Origin of the sequence: Singulisphaera chitinilytica (assembly GCF_049331405.1) — a bacterium.
Lineage (GTDB): Bacteria > Planctomycetota > Planctomycetia > Isosphaerales > Isosphaeraceae > PoT.
On record NZ_CP186274.1, the window covers coordinates 5,794,347 to 5,813,156 of the forward strand.

Consider the following 18,810-nt stretch of genomic DNA (forward strand, 5'->3'; position numbering starts at 1 on the left):
ACAGCTTCATCTCGATTGACCGAAGGACGATCCTGGGCCGGGCATCCTTGACGAGCCCGGGGATCGACGGGACCGCTGCGCCTCCGGCGTCGGTCATGGTCATCGTCAGAAGGGGCTGGCCGTCGGACGCACGATGATCTCGCTGACATCCACGTCGTCGGGCTGCCCGACCGCGTAGGCGATCGCTCGCGCGATGGCCTCCGAGGGGATCGCGACCTTGCGGAACTCCCGCATGCCGCGCCTGGCGTCCTCGTCGGAGATGCTCTCGGCGAGTTCCGACTCGGTCACCCCAGGAGAGATAACGGTGACGCGGATATCGCCCCCGACTTCCTGACGGAGCCCCTCCGAGATCGCCCCCACGGCGAACTTGGTGGCGCAGTAGACGGCGGCGGTGGCGACGACCTTGTGCCCCCCGATCGACGAGATGTTGACGAACTGGCCGGATTTCTGGCGTTTCATGACGGGCAGCCCGGCGGCGATGCCGTGCAGCACCCCTCGGATGTTCACGTCGATCATCCTGTCCCACTCCTCGACCTTGAGCTGGTCGAGGTTCGAAAGGGGCATGACGCCCGCGTTGTTCACGATCACGTCGACCCGGCCGAAGGTGCGCTCCGCGAGCTGCACGATCGACTCCACCTGCTCGCGCCTGGTCACATCGAGGCTTTGAAACTCGGCCGTGCCTCCCTCCCCCTGGATCTCGGCGACGAGCGCCTCGAGCCGGTCGACCCGTCGCGCCCCGAGCACGACGCGAGCCCCCTGGCGGGCCAGGAGCCTCGCCGTGGCCTCGCCGATCCCGCTGCTCGCGCCGGTGATGATGACGACCTTCCCCGCGATCCCGTTCCCCCGAGCATTCATTGTCCGATTCTCCCAGCAAGACTTTGGTTCCGTTCGGGCAACCTCCTCACAACCGGGGGTATTCTAGCGGCGGCCGGGGCCATTCCGTTAACGCGATCCTGGGCGATCCTTGCACGATCCTGCACGACTCGTCAGAATATTTGACGAGTCGGGACTGGGCCGACACGGATCCAAACAGGTAGAGACAGGAAAGGCCGGCATGCTCGAGCAAGACCTGGGCGAAATGGCGGGGATCATCGAGCGGCACACGCGAGAGGACGGGATCCACGCGACGAGCATCGCCCCTTTGACGCTCTTCCGCCTCTCGAACCTCTCCGACCCCGTGCAGGTCGTCTATGAGCCGGCCCTCTGCATCGTGGCGCAAGGCAGCAAGCGGGTGCTCCTGGCCGACGAGGTCTATCGCTACGACCCCGCGCATTATCTGCTCGTGTCGGTCGACCTCCCCGTCGCCGGGCAGGTGATCGAGGCGACGCCGGAACTCCCCTATCTGAGCCTGAGGATCGACCTCGACCTGGGAATGATCGGCGAACTCCTCGGCGACGTCGAGCCGGTCGACGCCCCGGGCCGGGCGTCGAAGCGGGGGCTCGTGGTCAATCCCGTCGAGCCCGGCCTGCTCGACGCCGTCGTGCGGCTCCTCCGCCTGCTCGACGACCCTCGCGACGTCAAGGTGCTCGGCCCCCTGGTCCTCCGCGAGATCTCATACCGGCTGCTGATCGGCGAGCAAGGCTTGAGACTCCGGCAGATCGCCGCCGAGGACGGCCAGGCGATGCGGATTGCCCGGGCGATCCGCTGGATCAAGGGGAACTTCGACCGCCCCTTGCGCATCGAGGTCCTCGCCCGCGAGGTCCACATGAGCGCCTCCGCCCTGCACCACCACTTCAAGGCCGTGACGGCGATGAGCCCCCTGCAGTATCAGAAGCAGTTGCGGCTCCAGGAGGCCCGCCGGCTGATGCTGAGCGAGGACCTCGACGCCTCGGCGGCCGGATACCGAGTCGGGTACGAGAGCGCCTCGCAGTTCAGCCGCGAATACCGACGCCTCTTCGGCGTCCCCCCTCGGCGAGACCTCCTCTCGCTGCGGTCGTCCTCCCAGCTCATCTCGACCCCTTGAGCCGGCGAAGCTGTTAAGATGCAATGCCCTCGTGGGCCGGTCTTTGTAGGGATGTGGAGTCTCTAGCGTGGAAGCTTGGTATCGCGTCCTGGTGCTCTCGGTGGGGGGCGCTCTCGGGGTCAACGCCCGCTACTGGCTCGGCGTCGGCATGAGCCGTTGGGTCGGGCACTCGTTCCCCTGGGCCACGTTCACGATCAACGTCTCGGGCTCGTTCGCGATCGGGTTCCTGACGACGATCCTGGCGATACGGCTGCCCCACCACTATGCCCGGCTCTTCCTGCTGGTGGGCTTCCTGGGGGGCTATACGACCTTTTCCACATTCTCGCTCGAGTCCCTCACGCTCCTGGAGGAGGGGGAATGGAAGCGAGCCTCGTCGTACCTGTTCGGTAGCGTAGGGAGCGGGCTGGTCGCCGTCGCCGTCGGGACCTTGCTGGCCCGCGGCCTCGTCGATCGCCCGGAACTGGCGAAGACCTCGAGCCTGGCCCCCGCGAAATCCCAGCCCGTGGGCGCGGTCGAACATCACGGCGGCCTGGCCGAACCGCCCCCCTTCGACATCGGCGTCCCCGAGGAGGCCTGATCCCGAGGGGCCTGTCCTTACATCCGAATCATTTCGGCCAACGCAAATCGAGCCATTCGGGCCGATTACGGCTCCAGATACGTGCCTCCGCCCCCGGCCCGGTCGATCATCCGCAGATCGTCCCATGCCGGATCGAGGGGCGCCGAAGGCTTTCGGTTCGCGATGGTGGCGGGGTAGGTGGACCGGCGGTCAGGCATCGTGGCGGAATTTCCAAACGGATTCCGCCAATAATCCCGGGGGTGCCTCGAATTACCAGAGAGGAGAGACGACGGCCAATCGGGGCCGAATCGCCCATCGCCGCGAGTGCTGAGGACCTGGGTCCTCGGATCATCAGGAGAATCGAGATGGTTTGTTCCATGGTCAAGAAGGGACTGGTCGGTGCCACTCTGGGCGCGAGTGCGCTCTATCTGGTCTTCGGCACCTCGACCCCGGCCTACCTTCGGACGGCCTTCCACAAGGTCCGCCACAACGCCAAGGCGTCGGTGCCGGTCCAGTTCGAGATCGACAAGACGCGGGATGAGATTGCCAACCTCGAGCCCGTGATCAAGGACAATATCGAGACCTACGCCCGCAACGAGGTCGAGGTCGAGCACCTGGAGCGCGAGATCGCCGCGACCAGGACGAACCTGGACAACGAGAAGAAGACGATCGTGAGCCTGGGCGAGCGCGTCCGCAAGGGCGACTTCCAGCTCGCCGGCCAGGTCAGCTATACCCCCGAGGAGGTCTCGGCCGACCTCGCTCATCGCCTTGACCACTACAAGCACGTCAAGGGGATCCTCAAGGACCGCGAGTCGACCTTGAAGGCCAAGCAGAAGTCGCTGGCGGCCGCCCGCAAGCAGCTCGACAGCATGTCGGCCCAGAAGAAGGAGCTCTTGATCAAGCTCGAGGGGATCGAAGCCCAGCTCAAGGCGATCGAGGCGGTCCGGACGACGAATGAATTCGACTTCGACGGCAGCGCCCTGGCCCGCGCCAAGGCGAGCGTCTCCGACCTCGAATCGCGGCTCGAGGTGCTCTCCCGCAAGGCCGAGTACGAAGGCCGATACATCGACTCCGGCATCCCGATCGGCACCGAGCAGGGCCGTGACGTGATCAAGGAGATCGAAACCGAGTTCGGCGGCTCCTCCAAGGGCGCCGACACGAAGCCGACCGACAAGAGCCTGTAATCCAGGCCCGTCGGCAACCGCGATCTCTCTCCTCTCGGTGGGTCGGCCGTTCCCCCCAAAGGCCGACCCACCGCTTTCTATCGGCCTCTCGATCCTGCTCCCGACCATCGGGCCCCTTCAATAGCGATGACCGAGGCGACGAGGGATGGCCCTTCCGGTGGTCGGCTTCGTAGACGAGATGGGCCGGGTCGAAATGAAGCCGAATTGAGTCGAGTATGAGAAGAGGGCGGGGACCGAGGAAGGAATCCTCGACGAGGGGCGATCGGCCGCCACGCTCTCAGGAAGACCCTGGTGGTTCGGATCCGTCTCGCTCGTGTCGCGTGGCCGATCGTGATGGAGAGATGAAGATCGATTGAGTGGTGCTCGCACCTCAACGTAACATGGCGGAGTGTCATTCCCCCATGGTCAATCCGGGCGGCAAGTCAACCATGCTGGGACATTGGCGAATTGTCTTGCGACAGGCAGAGGAGGCCGCAAGGGCCGGGCGCTACGACGAGGCGCTCGCCCTGGCGAATCGGCCCGACGTGGTCGATCACCATCATGCGGTCCGCCTTCGCGCCAAGTTGGCGCTCGATTTGGTAGGGCGGGCGTCGCGACGGGGCGAAGCGGACGACCTGGCCGGAGCCATCGAAGACCTCGACCTGGCCGAACGGCTGGGGGCCGCCCCGGATACCCTGGCCGCCGCCCGCATGAGCCTGGCCGACCGAGTCGCGGGCGAGATCCGCGGCGACCTCGACGCGGGGGAACCCGCCCGCGTGGTCGAGCGGATCGAGCAGCTCGCCCGCCACAAGGTGGGGGGCCCTTCGCTCCGCAGGACCAGGGAGATCGCCGAGGCCTGGCAGGGCGCGATGGACGAGGCCCGTCGGGGCGAGTTCGGCCGCGCCCAGGATCAGCTCGACCGTGCCGACCGGCTCGCCGCCGGCACCGCCGAGAAGGCCCTGGCCGCCACCCGCAACGACATCGAGTCCAGGCGCAAGTCCGCGGCCCCCAAGGTCGAGGCCCTCTACACCGCCCTCGCCGCGGCCAAGTGGCCGGAGGTGCTGGCGGCGGCCGAGACGGTGCTGGAGCTCGTCCCCGAACACCCCGCGGCCCGGCAGGCCCGGACGCGGGCCTGGCAGCAGATCGCCGCGATCGGCCCGTCGGCCACGAGCTGGCCGAACCGGGGGTCTCGCGTGCCGCAGACCTCGGCGACCTCGGTCGCCACGGAGGTGGCAGCCCCGTCGGCCGCCGCCGAGCCGGCCCCGATCGTCTGGCTGAACTCGACGCCTCGACCCGCCGCGAATGCGGCCCCCCCCGCCTTCCCCCGCCCCCTGGCGAGGGCGGACGCGGGGCCCAAGGGCCGGTTCCTGCTCTGGCTCGACGCGGTCGGCGGATATCTCGTCTGCCTTGATGAGCAGATCGTGCTCGGCAGGGCGGGCCACGACAGCCATGCGGACGTCCCCCTGATGGGAGACCTCTCGCGGAACCATGCGACCCTGGTCCGGGACGGCGACGGATACGTCCTGCGGGCCCACCATCCAACCTTCGTCAACGGCCGGCAGGTCGAGACGGCGACGCTCAGCGACGGTGACGTGATCCGGCTCGGTTCGACGGTGGAGCTCGAGTTCCGCCAGCCGAGCCCGGTCAGCGCCACGGCGAGGCTCGCGATCATGAGCCGTCATCGGCTCCCCCTGGCCGTCGATGGCGTGCTGCTCATGGCCGAGACGTGCATCATCGGCGCCTCTCCCCAGGCGCACATCCCCGCCCCCGGCCTGGGCGACCCGGTCGTCCTCTACCGGCAAGGGAGCGCCCTCTGGTGCCGGGCGACGGGGGGATTCGAGGTGGACGGCCGCTCCTGTGCGGCGCGTGCACCGCTCACGCTGCAGTCGAGTGTCTTGGGCGACGGGTTCTCGTTCAGCCTGGAAGCCCTCGGTGCCAAATCGTCGCAGGTTTGACGCCGCCCTTCGACGCTTGTCGCGTCGAAGAGCGTCTAACACAGGAGAAGGCCCGGATCCCGAGGAGTCGGGGCCCGTCTTCTCAGCCTTGTTGGGCGTCCCGGCGCCGGAGACCACCCAGAGGCCGCGGCCTCGCTCCGGAAAACCCCTCAACGAGCACTCTCGACCGAACGTTCCCTGGAGTTGCCTTGCGATGAACGCGACGTCCCGAGACCTGCCTGGCGCGGACATGGCCGAGACGGTCGTTTACGAGCCCAACGAGCCATCGGGCCGCGAGTGGCCCCCGGAATCTCCCGACATGCCCAACCCCAATGCTCAAGGGAACCACCGCTACACCTTCAACTCGGGGGCCCGCCCTCTCGATGGCTACACCATCAAGCGGGCGATCGGCCGAGGGGGGTTCGGCGAGGTCTACTACGCCACGTCCGACTCGGGCAAAGAGGTCGCGCTCAAGCTGATCCTTCGCAACCTCGACGTCGAGCGCCGGGGGGTCGTGCAGTGCATGAACCTCAAGTGCCCGAACCTGCTCACGATCTACGACCTGAAGTCGACCGACGCCGGGGACGCGTTCGTGATCATGGAGTACGTCGCCGGGCCGAGCCTGGCCAACGTCCTCTCGAGGTATCCCAAGGGGATGCCGGTCGCCGAGGTCCGCGCCTGGCTCAAGGGCCTGATCGATGGCGTGGCCTACCTCCACGACCACGGCATCGTCCACCGCGACCTGAAGCCGGCCAACATGTTCATGGAGGAAGGGATCGTCAAGATCGGCGACTACGGCCTCGCCAAGCTGATCAACACGAGCCAGGGGTCGGAGCACTCCGAGAGCATCGGCACCTGTCATTACATGGCCCCCGAGATCGCCTCGGGCAAGTACAACAAGCCGATCGACGTCTACGCCATCGGCGTCATCCTGTTCGAGATGCTCACCGGCCGCGTCCCCTTCGAGGGGGAGTCGGTCGGCGAAGTCCTGATGAAACACCTGACGGCCCGCCCTGACCTTTCGTCGCTCGAAGAGCCGTACAAGACGATCGTCGGCCGGGCCCTCTCCAAGGATCCGAACCACCGCCCCGCGCAGCTCTTCGACCTCCTGCCGCCGGAAGACGCCCCCAAGGCGCCTCCCGTCCGGTTCATCGGCGACGGCAAGGTCTCCCCCCCCTTGCCCCCCGCCCCCGAGGTGGTCATCAAGGAGGAGGAAGAGGACGTGCTGCGAATCGGCCCCGAGGAGCCGATTTTTTACATCGGGCCCGATACCCGCCCCCCGAGGCGGCCCGGCCCGGCGATCTCCCAGCGCCTCCGGGCGAACTGGGCCTCGCTCCGGCGTCCCGTCGCCGCCAGGCCCGCGGTCCAGCACCGAGGGGCGCAGCAGCGAGGCCGGCGGGCTCCCGAACCGCCGCCTGCCCCGGCCCCTCCCCCCCCCTTGCCCAGCGGTCGGATCCGGGTCGCCGAATTAGCGACCGCCCTGCTCTGGGCGTCCATCCTCACCGGACTCTGTACCGTGGGGACGGTCGCGGCCTTCGGGGTCGACCTCATCCATTCGTCGGCCCCGCCGATGCAGGCCCTGATGCTCTTCGTCCTGGCGCTCGTGGGGTCGTGGGCGGTCCTGATCCAGGAGAAGGCCCTGGAAGGTCGCGGCTTCGAGCGGACGACCCGGCGGCTGGCGAACCTCGGCGTCGGAGCCATGCTGGGCGCGACGGGGATCGTCCTCGACGAGTGGCTCCGGCTGGGCCCGGCCCCCTGGGGCGTCTTCCCGAGGCCCTCGACCGAGTTCGTCAACTGGTTCCACCCCGTCAGCATGCAGACGAGTTCACTTTATTACCTGGGCTACTTCGCCTTGCTCTTCCTGTTCAGCGGCGGCTGGGCGAAGCTCGCGGCCAGGGACCGCAAGAAGCGATTCCGGGTCATGCCGGTGATCGGCTCGGCGGTGATCGCCGGCCTGCTGCTGCCGATCTGGCCCTATGCCGAGCCTTACGGGATCGCCGTCGCGGCCATCGTCCCGATCGTCACCCAGCTCGTCAGCCCCTGGAGCGAGGCGGCGGCCGCGTATGCCGCCGCCAACAAGAAGCGTCGCTCGGCGGTCGCCTGAGGCGGGCCATCGGCCTGCCTCGCCCCGCGAGCCTTGATAACGTCGATTCTCGAAAATAAACATCACGTCGGCCCGAACCAACTAGCGTCCTGAGCTCTTCTCACGTCGCGGTATCGGCAAGGATCGGACTGCTATGAAACGGTTCCTCCTGTTCCTCCTGGTGGGTTTCCTCCTCACGGCCTGGATCCGGTCGCAATCCGACTCACGGGCGACGGCCCCGCCCGTCCCCGTCTTCGTGATGGGCACGCCCGCGGTCCCCGAGCCGCCGGTCCCGCCGATGCCCCCGGTCCCCCCCATGTCGCCGGCGCCCGCCCTGGAGTCGGTCGATGACCTCCCGGTGCCGATCTATCCGGGCACCCGCGTAACCGAGGTCAGCTTCGATCCCCCCACGCCGGCCCACGAGACCGTGACGGGGGAGCCGGAGACGACCAGGCCGCAACCCGCGGCCGCGCGACCCTTCGGCGTCCAGAGCCTCGTCGGGCGGCTCTCGGCCGACCAGCAGCGGGCCCAGGCCGACGTCCGCAAGACGCTCGACCATAAGGTGACCGAGTGGCTGCTGCCCGAGGTCCCGACCTCCTGGAACCCCCCGACACATCTCGTCGATCAGGTGGTCAAGCAGGTCCGGATCCGACCAGTCGCCAAGCCATACGGGACGCTCTATGAGGCGACCCTAGACGCCGACTTCGCCCCCGACCGTCGGCTCCCATTCTTCGAGGCGTATCAACGGGATCTTGTCCAGCACAGGATGACCGTGCTGGGGGGCATCTTCGCCTTCGTCCTGATCTGCCTCGCCGCGCTGGCGGGCTACATCCGGGCCGACGAGGCGACGAAAGGCTACTACACCAATGGCCTCCGGATCGCGTCGGCCGCGGGCGTCGGGGCGGCGGGCGTCGTCCTCTACCAGTTCCTCACCTAGTCCGGACGAAACTCCCTCCCTCCGTCAAAGGAGGGACGGGCCTCTTAAGGCAGCCCTCGGCCCCTTCAGATCCCGGGGCCTTCCCTCTCGGGCTGCCTCCGTCAGAGGGTGCCGACACCCTCCTTATCATCTAAAAAAATCGAAATCTAGGTAACTTTGAGCGGGATGGAGTCGGTTCTCCATCCTCGGCGTGGAAGTAGCACCCACAACTTTCAACTTTAGAGGAAGAGAGGCCGACCATGTCCCCATTCGGAGCCCTGCTGACGGTCATCTTCGTGATCGGCGTCCCCGCCTTGATCCTTGGATTCGTACGCATGCTCAACCCGCCGCCGGCGCAGGGGGAGTGGCCGGGTCACTGGCAGATCTCCATCCGTGGCCGGCATCTCGTGGTGGGGATGGTCCTACTCCTCTTACTCGCCTGGCTGTCAGACCCCAGGGAGATGACGGTGGCACTCTTCCTCGCGGCCTTCCTGGTCGTGGGCTACTACATCTACTCCTGGCAGAAAGAGTTCCTCTTCCTGATGGGCCTGAGCGACGACCAGCTCCCCGGGCGCCACGACAAGCTCATCTGGGCATTCGCGTTGATCGCGCTTGGGCCGATCGGCCTCTGGGTCTTCCGCTCGTACCACCTGGCGAACTGGCCCGAGCACGCACGCCAGGCGGGCCGGATGCCCGGCAAGCCGGCGCCCGACCACTTCTCCTGAAGATCGAGAGCGCGTAGGCAAAGGCCCTCGGGCGCGTTTACAATTGGGGTGAGATCGACGCGCCCGGCGATTCTCCCCGTCCTCTTTCCCTCTGTTTTGAAGGCGAGCCGAATCGAATGGCCACCACCGACGCCGAGGCATTGCTGGTCCGGCAGGTGCGCGCGGGCGACGCCACGGCCTGGCAGCAGTTGATCGAGCGTTACGAAGGGCGGTTGCTCGCCTTCGTCGACAGCCGCTTGCGAGACCGGAGCGCGAGCGAGGACGTGGTGCAGGAGACCTTCGTCGGCTTCCTGACGAGCCTCCCCCACTACGATGAGAAGCGGGACATGGAGGCCTACCTCTTCTCGATCGCCGCCCACAAGCTGACCGACCACCTTCGCAAGCAGGGGCGACGGCCGATCGACCAGTTCGGCTCCGACGACCACGGCCGCCCGCTCGACGAGGTCCCCGGCGACGGCAGGCCCGCCTCGAGCATCGCCCGGAGCGACGAGCGGCGCAAGGCCGAGGAGCGGCTCCTGACCGAGGCGATCGGCCAGCTCGTCCGCGAGTGGCTCGCCCGGGGCGACTACGACCGGCTCCGCTGCCTGGAGCTCCTGATCGTCAAAGGCTGGGCGAACAAGGACGTCGCCAAGTTCCTGAACCTGACCGAGCAGGCCGTGGCCAGTTACAAGTTCCAGACGGTCGGCCGGCTCAAGGAGATGGCCCGACGCGCCGGTCTGAGTCTCGACGAGCTGGGCGGAGGTTAATCCGAGCATGGGCGGGTCGCACGAACCGACGACGACGATCAACGAAGAGACGCTCCGGGCCTACCTGGCCGACGCCCTCCCCCCCGAGGCCATGGCCCGGGTCGAGAAGGCCCTGCGCGACTCGTCCGAGCTGCGCTCCATGCTCGAGGACGTCCGGCAGAACCGCGCCGACGCCGGCCTCCACACACTGGGCGCCATCTGGCGCCGGCAACGCCTGACCTGCCCCTCCCGCGTCCAGCTCGGCAGCTACCTGCTCGACGCCCTCGACCCCGACCTCAGCGACTACCTGACCTTCCACCTCGAGGTCGTCGAGTGCCCCTTCTGCCAGGCGAACCTCGCCGACCTCAAGGCCAAGACCAGCCAGCCCTCCTCGGCGACCAAGAACCGGCACAACCGCATCCTCCGCTCGAGCCAGCACCTCCTCGGCGAGGACGGCCGGTCGTAAAGCCGGGCTAATCCGAGGTTCTACCGGCGACACAGCCCCCGCCGTTGGCGTCGCTCATGCATGTCGATACATCCCTGCCATGCCGGGGCGTCGTTAGGCTGCGTGCCTTCGGTTCCGCTATGGCCGCCGCTCGCTGTCCGCTCGCAGCTTGGCGAGGGCCAATGTGTTGCGCGACTTCTGGATGTCCACGCCGCCATAGTTCCGCTTCAGGCTGCCGACCTTCGAGGTCCGCTCATGCTGGGCGGTCATGACAAATTCTCCCCCATACTTCTGGATCTGCCGGGCATGCTCGGCGCAGAGCCGGGTCTCGGGCATGGCCTCGATGCGCTCGGGCTCGATCAGCGTCTTGCAGATTTCGCAGGGCCTGGTTTTCAGCGACATGATCACAAGTCCTTTCTTTCGTGATTGGGATGAAGCTTTGAACCAATGACGTTATCGCGGGCTCCTCGACTGACCCTCTCACCTCCCTTTCCTCGCTTGGCGCGGCGCGCAAGCGAAGACCCCTGCCTTGCGACTGCTCGCAGGGCCGGGGTCATGTCGTCTGAGGATCTCTTTCTCTGATCGTCAACACTATTTATGCAGACACTTCTCCAATGTCAAGTGTGAATTGGCGAAGGTCAGCGATGGGCGCCGAGGTATTCGGCGAGCGTGGGGGGCTTCGCGGCCTCGGGGAGCCGGCGGATGGCCTCGAGGCTGATGGCGTCCTCGGGCTCGGCCTTGAGCACGAGCCGATGCCAGGCGAGGGCCTCGTCCTCGCGGCCCATGCGCTCGCGGAGGTCGGCGAGGCGCTGGTAGATGGTCACTCGGGGGACCGATCCGAAGGCGGGGTCGGTGTTGACCGTCTCGAAGAGGGGGAAGGCCTCCTCGCGGGCGGCCTCCATCGCCTTGACCCTGGGGTCGAAGCGCTCGGCCTCCTCGACCCGCCCCGCCGCCCTCAGCATCCGGCTCAGCTTGTAGAGCACGGGCGCGTCGGACGGGTCTCGCTGCCAGGCGAGGAGGAAGGCGTCGGCGGCCGCAGGCCAGTCGCGCTTGTTCTGCGCGACGACGCCGCGATGCCGCTCGAAGCGAGGATCTTTCGACATCGCCTGCGGGAGCCGGCCCAGGGTCATCGTCAGCTCGTCGAACTGGAAGGCTTCGGCGAGGCCGGTCAGGAGCGCATCCCAGGCCTCGGGATAATTGCCGAAGCGATCGATCAACGGGCGGAGGACCTTGAGCCCCTGCTCGGGCCGGCTATGGCGGATCCAGGCGAGACCGAGAGCCGCGGTCGAGTGCAGATCCTCGGGGTGCTCGCGGACGACCGGCTCCAGAGTCGTGATCACCGAGTCGGCCGAGAGCGGCTGGGCGTCCTGGCGGAGCAGTTCCAAAAGGAGCTGCACGCGGTCGCGAGGGTCCGGCTCGGAGGCATGGAGCGCCAGGCCGAGCTTGTGGGCCTCTTCCCGTCGCCCCTGGACGTAATAAAGCCCGAGCACGGCCCAGCCGGCCTCGGGGACGAGCGGATCGAGCCGGAGGGCCTCGATCCAGGCGGCCTCGGCCTTGTCGTAGCGGGAGAGGGCGGAGAACGCCTTCCCCTCGTTGAGCCGGATGACCGCCGTCATCGCCGGGTTGAGGGGCCTGATCTTCGCCAGACTCTCCAGGGCCAGGTCCGGATCCTGGTCCTCGCGGTCGAGCGCGACCTGGGCCCGCAGCATGTTGCCCCGGATGTTGTTCGGATCCGACTTCAGGAACTCATGGAGCCGTCGCTCGACCGCGTCGAAGTTCCTCGCCTTGAGCAGGGGCTCGAGGCCGTCCAGGGTCGGGGCCGGGCGCCTCGTCCGGGCGAAGACGAACGCCAGGATCCAGGCGCCTAGCACGATCACGATCAGGGTCGTGATGATCGGCAGCCGGGGCTTCACCTTGAGGACCGTCATCGCGACGCCCCTTTCGCACGGGAACCCGGGGAGGCCGTGCGGACGTCGACGGCGGGCTCGACCGGCATTTCTCCCATGCCCCCCCTCGGCGGCTTCAACCGTCGCAGCTCCTCGGCGCGTTGCTGATAGCGAACGGCCTCGGCCGTCTTGCCGAGCTGGCGATAGGCCAGACTCAGGCTATACACCGGCTCGACCATCTCGGGGGAGCGCTCGGCGGCCGGCTCGAGCATCCGGATCGCCTCGTCCCACTTCCCCCGCTTCATGGCGAGGCGAGCGAGTTCGAGCCAGGCCTCGACGTTGCCGGGATCCCAGGCCACCGCCTGCCGCCAGCAGCGCTCCGCCTCGACGGGGTTCCCGTCCATGTGGTACGTCAGGCCGAGGACCTCCATCAGGCCGGCGTCGTCGGTGTTGGCGAGGACCTTCTGCAAATAGGCGCGGGCCTCGCCGGCTCGGCCCAGGCCGATGAGGTCGAGGGCGAAGTTGTTCCAGAAGAGCGGGCGCGGCAGGGGCATGTCGACGAGTTCGGGGTCGAGCTGCAGGACCCGCTCGAACGAGGCGACGGCCTGGGTGTAATGCTTCGACTCGTGGTGCCCGATCCCCGCCATCGTGTACCCGGCGACCGCCTCCGAGGGGATTCGGGAGAGACGGTCCGCCAGCTCGAGCACGAGCGGCCAGCGCTTCTCCGACATCCGGATGGCGGCGAGCCGCTTCAGGGCGAGGGCATCGGCGGGCCGGAGCTTGAGGATCTCTTCATAGACCTCGGCCGCGCGCCCCGGTTGGTCCGTGTTGACGAATCCATAGGCACGAGCCTGGAGGTCGTCGGGGTCGAGCGGCCCGGCGTGCTTGTAGTGTTCCTCGGCCGCGGGCGAGCGGCCCAGTCGGCTGAGGCTGCGAGCCGCCAGCAGCGAGGCCCGGCGGTCGGTCGGCCAGTTTTTGAGGTGCTCCCGCGCCGACTTCAGTGCGGCTCGATAGTCCTGACGGTCGTAGGCGGCCTGGGCCTGCCCCCAGGGATCGAACCGCGTGGCGAGCCAGGCCGCGGCGGAGAGGCCCCCAGCCATCGAAATGGCGAGCACCGGCCAGAGAACCGGGCGCCAGGAACGACGCGGCCGAGTCGCCGGCCGTCGCGGGCCAGGACTCGGCGCGGGGATCGTCGACGGGCCTCGGTCGCGGGAACTTCGGGGAACCCTCTCCACGTGAGGCCCTTTCTCGAGTCTGGTGGCGCGTCCTTCGATCAGAACGCGTCCGAGCTGACGACTTCTCCCCCCTTTGGAGTGGCGATCGCATACCAGGGGAGGAAGTTCACCGAGTTCTTCACGAACCGGACCGAGCCGTCCATGAAGAGCACGTTCACGCCGCCCGGGTGCAGCGAGCTGGCGGCGACCATCGTCTGCGTGGCGCCCGCGTAATCCTGGTCGCTCGAGACGCCGGGGAAACTGTTGACCCCCGTCCAGTAGCACGAGCGACGATTCGGCGTCTGGGTGTGCGAGTAGATGTTATGCCCGCCGGAGAGGGCGAATTCTCCCTTCCACCAGTAGTCGTGCGCAAGCCCGTTCTGCTGGCAGTCCTGGGCGGCGAGCCAGTCGGCCGGCATCGCCGGGGAGCCCTGACCAATATACTTGTTCCAGGCCGGGCCGGCGTAGATCATTCCCAGGCCGTCCTTCTCGATGCCCTCGGAGCTCTGGACCGACTCGCTCATGATGACCGTGTTGCTGGTCCCGTCGGTGAAGGTGGCGAGCGTGATGGTGCTGCCGGCGCAGGGGCCGTTGAGGCTGTTCTGGTCGAGCGCGCCCGGCGTATAGGTCGGGCCGTTGACCGTCCCGCCGTTGAGGAACCGCGACAGGCCGACGTTCCAGTAGTAGTCGGTCGTGGAGATCAGGCGGCGGTCGCCGTTGATGAAGAAGCGGTTGTTGCCGCCGTTGTTGGCGTCGGACGGGCAGAGGAAGGCCTTCACATAGGTGATGTTGGCGGTCGCGTTGCTGCGGCCCCAGTCGCCCGACCAGACTTCCTCGTCCATCGGCGCGGCGTTCCACGAGCCGCCGCCGTGCCAGACGCCCCGGACGCCGTAGTTGAAGTTGATCGAGTTGTAGACGGACGTCTGCTCGAGGAACGGCAGGATGCGGCAGAGCACCCCCTGGTCCTGGTAGTTCTGCGTCTGCGAGGCGATCGCGTTGGGCGGGATCGCGTCGTTGGTGCTCACGTAGTTGTGAACAGCCAGGCCGATCTGCTTCAGGTTGTTGACACACTGAGAACGCCGGGCGGCCTCGCGCGCCGACTGCACCGCGGGCAACAGCAGGGCGATCAAGACTGCGATGATGGCGATGACCACCAGCAGCTCGATCAGGGTGAAACCTCGAGAACTGCGCTCGACTTTCACGACGACGGACTCCCGAAGAAGGACAGGAGGAATGAGCAACGATAGATGCCGAAGGATCGATATTTCGGAAAAATCAGGATCAGCCCTCGTCCGGGGATGATTTAAGTAAGGACGAAGGCCGTCGCGTCGCAACTCACTGATTCGTACTTACCGAAGTCATTTCTTGGGCCTGGCGGGAAGCGTCGGCGTTATGACTTGGCCTTCTCTGCCTTCTCCGCCTTCGCCTTGGCTCGCTGCTCGATCTTGCGCTCGATCGACGAGCGGGACCTCAGCCGCTCCCTTCGCTCCGAGACCTTCTCATTGGGGATTTCGGAGGGGATGCCGGCCTTGGTCTGCTTGAGGAATTCGCGCTCGTTGTCCTCGGCGAAGCAACCAAACGCCGCGATGGACGATCCCGCCACCAGCAGCACGCGAACCAACGAGCCGAGCCGCGATTTCCGGGTCTTCATCGACGCACTCCAGATGTCAACCGATCTCGCAGAAACGAAGGATGGCGTGACGAATGATCAATTCGGGGTCGGCGCGGGCGTGGGGGCCTCGAAGAGGACCTTCCCCGCCTTATCCGTGAGCTTGAGGCTCGGGGTCGAGTCGGGCGCGACGCTCAGGGAGATCCCCCCCTTGCCCCCCTCCCCCATCAGGTTCAGGACCGCCGCACCATCCTCCATCATCCGGAAGGTCCCGCGCGTCCCCGAGTGGTCGTAAAAGACCATGCCCGGGGTCCCGTTCCCTTCCGGCCAGACCTTGATGCCCATCCGATAGTTCTTCTGGAGATCCATGAAGATGAGGTTGGGGTTGCCGAACTTGTCGTCGTCGGCCAGGACGAGCCGATCCCCCTTGCGGTTGACCAGGCCGATCTCCCGGGCCTTGATCGACTTCGCGACCGCATCCCCTCCCCCGGCGATCGTCACGATGCCCCCCTGGACCAGGGCGTAACCGCCACCGACCAGCCCGAGGACGAGGATCACCAGCAGGAACTGGAGCGCCTGGACCCGCTTCGAGAGTTGCTCCAGGCGCCTGGCCAGCCGCTCGGTCTCATCCCAGGTGGGGTCATCGGAAGGATTCTTGACTCCGGGCCTCTCCATCCTCGATCTCCCGACAAGCGGTTGAGTTCTTCACAATGTCAGTCGATCAGGCGGCGCTTCGCGGGGATTCGGCATCCCGGGGCGACGCCACCTCCATGCATCCGCGTCGCGACTTCGAATCGACCCGATGAGCCCCGACGTCGTGGTCGGGCCCGTGATCGGGTGCCGTCGAGTCGCCTCACGCGACCGACTCAGCCCCCGGTGCTCGGCCCTCCGGTTCTTCCCCGAGGCGCCTCGCCTACCCTCGGACCGACATTCACAGCAGGCCATCGCTATGAATCTTCCATCGAAGGAACCCCGTTCGGAGACTCCAGTTCTGATAACGATCTTTTTCGGATGATCAAATCGTTCAACAACGATATTCGTACGACCGCGACCGATCCCTGCCGACACCAACGGGCGCGAGGCGGACGACCTCGAGGCGCAACGACGGCCGGCGCAGTAGTCCCTTCGGACCTCGCAAGGCATCAAGCCTGATCGACGAATTTACAATCGTTAAGAACGGATCGAATGGCGAGCGAGAGAGCTGTGGGCCTGCGAGACTTGCGTGACTACCCTGCAGCACGATCGTCGGGTAGCAGAGGAGGAGCGTCCGTCGGCCGATTCGCTATTCCCGCTACCTTCTAAGAATGCGCCGAGTGTGACACGATTTTGATATTCGACATCATACCGAGGAGACACGTCCTACGAATCCACTCCCCATATTCGCCAACTTTCCTGAACGTACGCCGATCCCAAGGTTATGCTGATGGTCCGTTCCCATGCCATCAACCACGATGCGAATTGGCGGGGTGCCCCACTCAAACAAGCAAGACGCGTCCCCGAATTCATTAGATCGATAGTTTTAAGATTCGATGATTATTGCATCTTAAGAATTTCGGTTTACATACCTTGGTGTTATCTTATCCTTCATAGCCAAATGGTCGCGCAAACATTTGAGGTAAATCTCGAGAAGGATCGAGCTGCGGACATCCCCGGGAGGGTGCAAGCAGTGGAGCTTGACGGCGCAACGGTCGGGCTCCTAACATCGGCCGCGAGCCTTCGTCGTCGCAGGTTCATGAGCGAGGGGGTCGGGGCCGGAGGGACGGCATGGCGTTGAAACGGGGTCGACGGACCTGGGGGCTCGCCGTCGCGGGCATGCTCGTCGCCTTGGCGACGGCCTTGTGGGCAGCCCGGTCTGTCCGGAGACCGTCGCCGGCCGACCTCGGCCGCGAGGCTTATGATCGCGGCGATTGGGCGATGGCCGCCGACGAGGCGAGGTCCCGGCTCAAGTCGGGACCCGACGACACGGATGCTCTGCGCCTGCTCGCGCGGGCATCGGCCAGGCGAGGGCGGGAAACCACGGCCGAGGGCATCTATCGACGGCTCGGCACTTCGGCGATGGAACCGGAAGACCTCTTCCTCCTTGGTCGCAGCCTGCTCCGGCAGGGGAATGCAACGCCCGGCCTTGCGGCCCTGGGTGCCGCCCGGGATGCTGACCCGCGACACGCCGAGACCCTCGACGAGCTGGGCCGCTACTGGGGCGAGCATGGCTCGCAGGTCGAGGCCGAGCGAGCCGCGACGCAACTCGCAGCACTCCCCGGCTGGGAAGTCCGCGGCTCCGTCCGACTCGCCGGTCTCCTGGCCGAGACCTTCGACCCCGCCGGCGCCGCGTCGGTTCTCGGCAAGGCGCTCCAACGCGACCCCGCGCTGAGCCACGCCTCCTCGACGCCGGCCGAGGCCCATCGGCTCCTGGTCCGCACCTTGCTCGAAGCCGGCCGACCGGCCGAGGCCCGCTCGCACCTCTACCCATCGCCGAGCGATGCGGAAGGGTCCTGGCTCCTGAGTCGCCTGCTGCTGCAGGAGGGCAAGACTGCCGAGGCGGAGTCGGCCCTGCAATCGACCCGGGGGCTCCTTCCCGACGACCCGGTGAGGCACGAGCCGGGGCCGTTCGTCGGATCGAAGGCCTGTGCCGACTGCCATGCGACGCAGCACCAGGGCCACGAGCGGAGCGGGCATTCGCGGACCCTGGTGCGGACCTCGGAACTCCCGAGCCTCCCCTGGCCTTCGCATGAGATCATCGACGGCTCGAACCCGGAAGTCCGCCACGCCTTCCGGCTCGACAAGGAGAAAGTCGAGTCCATCACCACGACCCCGGGCGAGACCTACAGGGCTCTCGTCACCTATGCCCTGGGCTCCAATCATCAAGGGCAGACGTTCCTATCCGAGGATGCGAAGGGGCAATGCCGCGAGTTGCGGCTCTCGCGCTACCCGAACGACCCGACCTGGGACCGGACGATGGAGCATCCCGAGGCGCCCCCCGATCGCGAGGGCTATTCGGGTCGGCCCATCTCGGCCGAGGCCCTCCGGCGCTGCCTGCACTGCCATGCCACGAACTTCCGCGCCGTGCAAAGCCCCTCCGGGCACCCCGAGGCGAATGACAGTGGGATCGGTTGCGAGCGTTGCCACGGCCCCGGCGGCAACCACCTCCAATCCGTGGCGACGAAGTTCTCGGACCTGGCCATCGCCCGTCCCAAGCTGGCCCCGGCCGCGCGCGTGGTCGAGCTCTGCGCCGAGTGCCACAAGGCCCCGGGCTCGGCCAAGGCCAACGAGCCGGGTTTCATCCGCTACCAGGCCCCGACCTTCATCCAGAGCCGTTGCTACTCGGAAGGACGCACCGGCTTCAGCTGCGTGACCTGCCACGACCCGCACCGGCCGACATCGCGCGACCCCAAATCCTACGAGGCGACCTGCCTCTCCTGCCACGCCGCTGGCAAGGATCAGGCCCAGGCCAAGAACCAGGCCTCCCCCTGCCCCGTCAACGCCAAGCACGACTGCCTGCGCTGCCACATGCCCCGCGTGAACAACGCCGTCCCACGCGCGATCTTCACCGACCACCACATCCGTATACGCGAAACACGTCGTTGATCGTCCATC

17 protein-coding genes are annotated in these 18,810 nt (G+C 66.9%); 10 read left to right on the forward strand and 7 right to left on the reverse strand.

Going from position 1 to position 18,810, the window contains the following annotated elements; genetic code table 11:
* Window positions 1–105: 105 nt before the first annotated feature.
* Window positions 106–855 (reverse strand): SDR family oxidoreductase, encoded by a 750-nt coding sequence (locus ACOYYX_RS23010; RefSeq protein WP_422924074.1) that lies wholly within the window; start codon window positions 853–855, stop codon window positions 106–108.
* Between the two features lie 199 nt (window positions 856–1,054).
* Here ACOYYX_RS23010 and ACOYYX_RS23015 point away from each other — a divergent pair, with 199 nt between their 5' ends.
* From ACOYYX_RS23015 to ACOYYX_RS23055, 9 genes are all read left to right on the forward strand, one after another.
* On the forward strand, window positions 1,055–1,963 hold the full coding sequence (locus tag ACOYYX_RS23015) for an AraC family transcriptional regulator N-terminal domain-containing protein (protein WP_422924076.1): 909 nt from the start codon (window positions 1,055–1,057) through the stop codon (window positions 1,961–1,963).
* A gap of 67 nt (window positions 1,964–2,030) precedes the next feature.
* Window positions 2,031–2,540, forward strand: coding sequence for a fluoride efflux transporter CrcB (gene crcB / locus ACOYYX_RS23020; RefSeq protein WP_422924078.1), 510 nt, complete (start codon window positions 2,031–2,033; stop codon window positions 2,538–2,540).
* Between the two features lie 344 nt (window positions 2,541–2,884).
* Window positions 2,885–3,703 (forward strand): hypothetical protein, encoded by an 819-nt coding sequence (locus ACOYYX_RS23025; RefSeq protein WP_422924080.1) that lies wholly within the window; start codon window positions 2,885–2,887, stop codon window positions 3,701–3,703.
* A 452-nt stretch (window positions 3,704–4,155) separates the two neighbouring features.
* Entirely contained in the window at window positions 4,156–5,637 is a 1,482-nt protein-coding gene (locus ACOYYX_RS23030) for an FHA domain-containing protein (RefSeq protein WP_422924082.1), read from the forward strand.
* Between the two features lie 193 nt (window positions 5,638–5,830).
* Complete coding sequence (locus tag ACOYYX_RS23035; RefSeq protein WP_422924084.1) at window positions 5,831–7,720, forward strand: serine/threonine-protein kinase; 1,890 nt, start codon at window positions 5,831–5,833, stop codon at window positions 7,718–7,720.
* 133 nt (window positions 7,721–7,853) lie between these two features.
* On the forward strand, window positions 7,854–8,636 hold the full coding sequence (locus ACOYYX_RS23040; RefSeq protein ID WP_422924085.1) for a hypothetical protein: 783 nt from the start codon (window positions 7,854–7,856) through the stop codon (window positions 8,634–8,636).
* Between the two features lie 239 nt (window positions 8,637–8,875).
* The gene (locus ACOYYX_RS23045; protein WP_422924087.1) at window positions 8,876–9,340 is read left to right on the forward strand and encodes a hypothetical protein; all 465 of its coding nucleotides are present in this window, start codon (window positions 8,876–8,878) and stop codon (window positions 9,338–9,340) included.
* 116 nt (window positions 9,341–9,456) lie between these two features.
* Window positions 9,457–10,086, forward strand: coding sequence for an RNA polymerase sigma factor (locus ACOYYX_RS23050; protein WP_422924089.1), 630 nt, complete (start codon window positions 9,457–9,459; stop codon window positions 10,084–10,086).
* 7 nt (window positions 10,087–10,093) lie between these two features.
* Window positions 10,094–10,531: a hypothetical protein gene (locus ACOYYX_RS23055; protein WP_422924091.1), complete on the forward strand. Its 438-nt coding sequence runs from the start codon at window positions 10,094–10,096 to the stop codon at window positions 10,529–10,531.
* Window positions 10,532–10,648: 117 nt separating this feature from the next.
* Here the strand turns inward: ACOYYX_RS23055 and ACOYYX_RS23060 are convergent, their stop codons facing one another.
* The 6 genes from ACOYYX_RS23060 to ACOYYX_RS23085 all read right to left on the reverse strand — a co-directional run bounded on the left by ACOYYX_RS23060 (window position 10,649) and on the right by ACOYYX_RS23085 (window position 15,894).
* Window positions 10,649–10,912 carry a hypothetical protein gene (locus tag ACOYYX_RS23060; RefSeq protein WP_422924093.1) on the reverse strand — a complete coding sequence of 88 codons (264 nt, stop codon included), beginning with the start codon at window positions 10,910–10,912 and terminating at the stop codon, window positions 10,649–10,651.
* Between the two features lie 236 nt (window positions 10,913–11,148).
* On the reverse strand, window positions 11,149–12,438 hold the full coding sequence (locus ACOYYX_RS23065) for a tetratricopeptide repeat protein (RefSeq protein ID WP_422924095.1): 1,290 nt from the start codon (window positions 12,436–12,438) through the stop codon (window positions 11,149–11,151).
* Window positions 12,435–13,511, reverse strand: coding sequence for a tetratricopeptide repeat protein (locus ACOYYX_RS23070; RefSeq protein WP_422924096.1), 1,077 nt, complete (start codon window positions 13,509–13,511; stop codon window positions 12,435–12,437). The genes ACOYYX_RS23065 and ACOYYX_RS23070 overlap by 4 nt, the downstream gene beginning before the upstream one ends.
* 158 nt (window positions 13,512–13,669) lie before the next feature.
* Window positions 13,670–14,812, reverse strand: a complete 1,143-nt coding sequence (locus tag ACOYYX_RS23075; protein WP_422924098.1) for a DUF1559 domain-containing protein — start codon at window positions 14,810–14,812, stop codon at window positions 13,670–13,672.
* A gap of 188 nt (window positions 14,813–15,000) precedes the next feature.
* On the reverse strand, window positions 15,001–15,261 hold the full coding sequence (locus ACOYYX_RS23080) for a hypothetical protein (protein ID WP_422924100.1): 261 nt from the start codon (window positions 15,259–15,261) through the stop codon (window positions 15,001–15,003).
* A gap of 57 nt (window positions 15,262–15,318) precedes the next feature.
* Window positions 15,319–15,894: a hypothetical protein gene (locus ACOYYX_RS23085; RefSeq protein WP_422924101.1), complete on the reverse strand. Its 576-nt coding sequence runs from the start codon at window positions 15,892–15,894 to the stop codon at window positions 15,319–15,321.
* Between the two features lie 1,089 nt (window positions 15,895–16,983).
* On the opposite strand from ACOYYX_RS23085, the gene ACOYYX_RS23090 reads away from it, so the two are divergent.
* On the forward strand, window positions 16,984–18,801 hold the full coding sequence (locus tag ACOYYX_RS23090) for a tetratricopeptide repeat protein (protein ID WP_422924103.1): 1,818 nt from the start codon (window positions 16,984–16,986) through the stop codon (window positions 18,799–18,801).
* Window positions 18,802–18,810 lie beyond the last annotated feature (9 nt).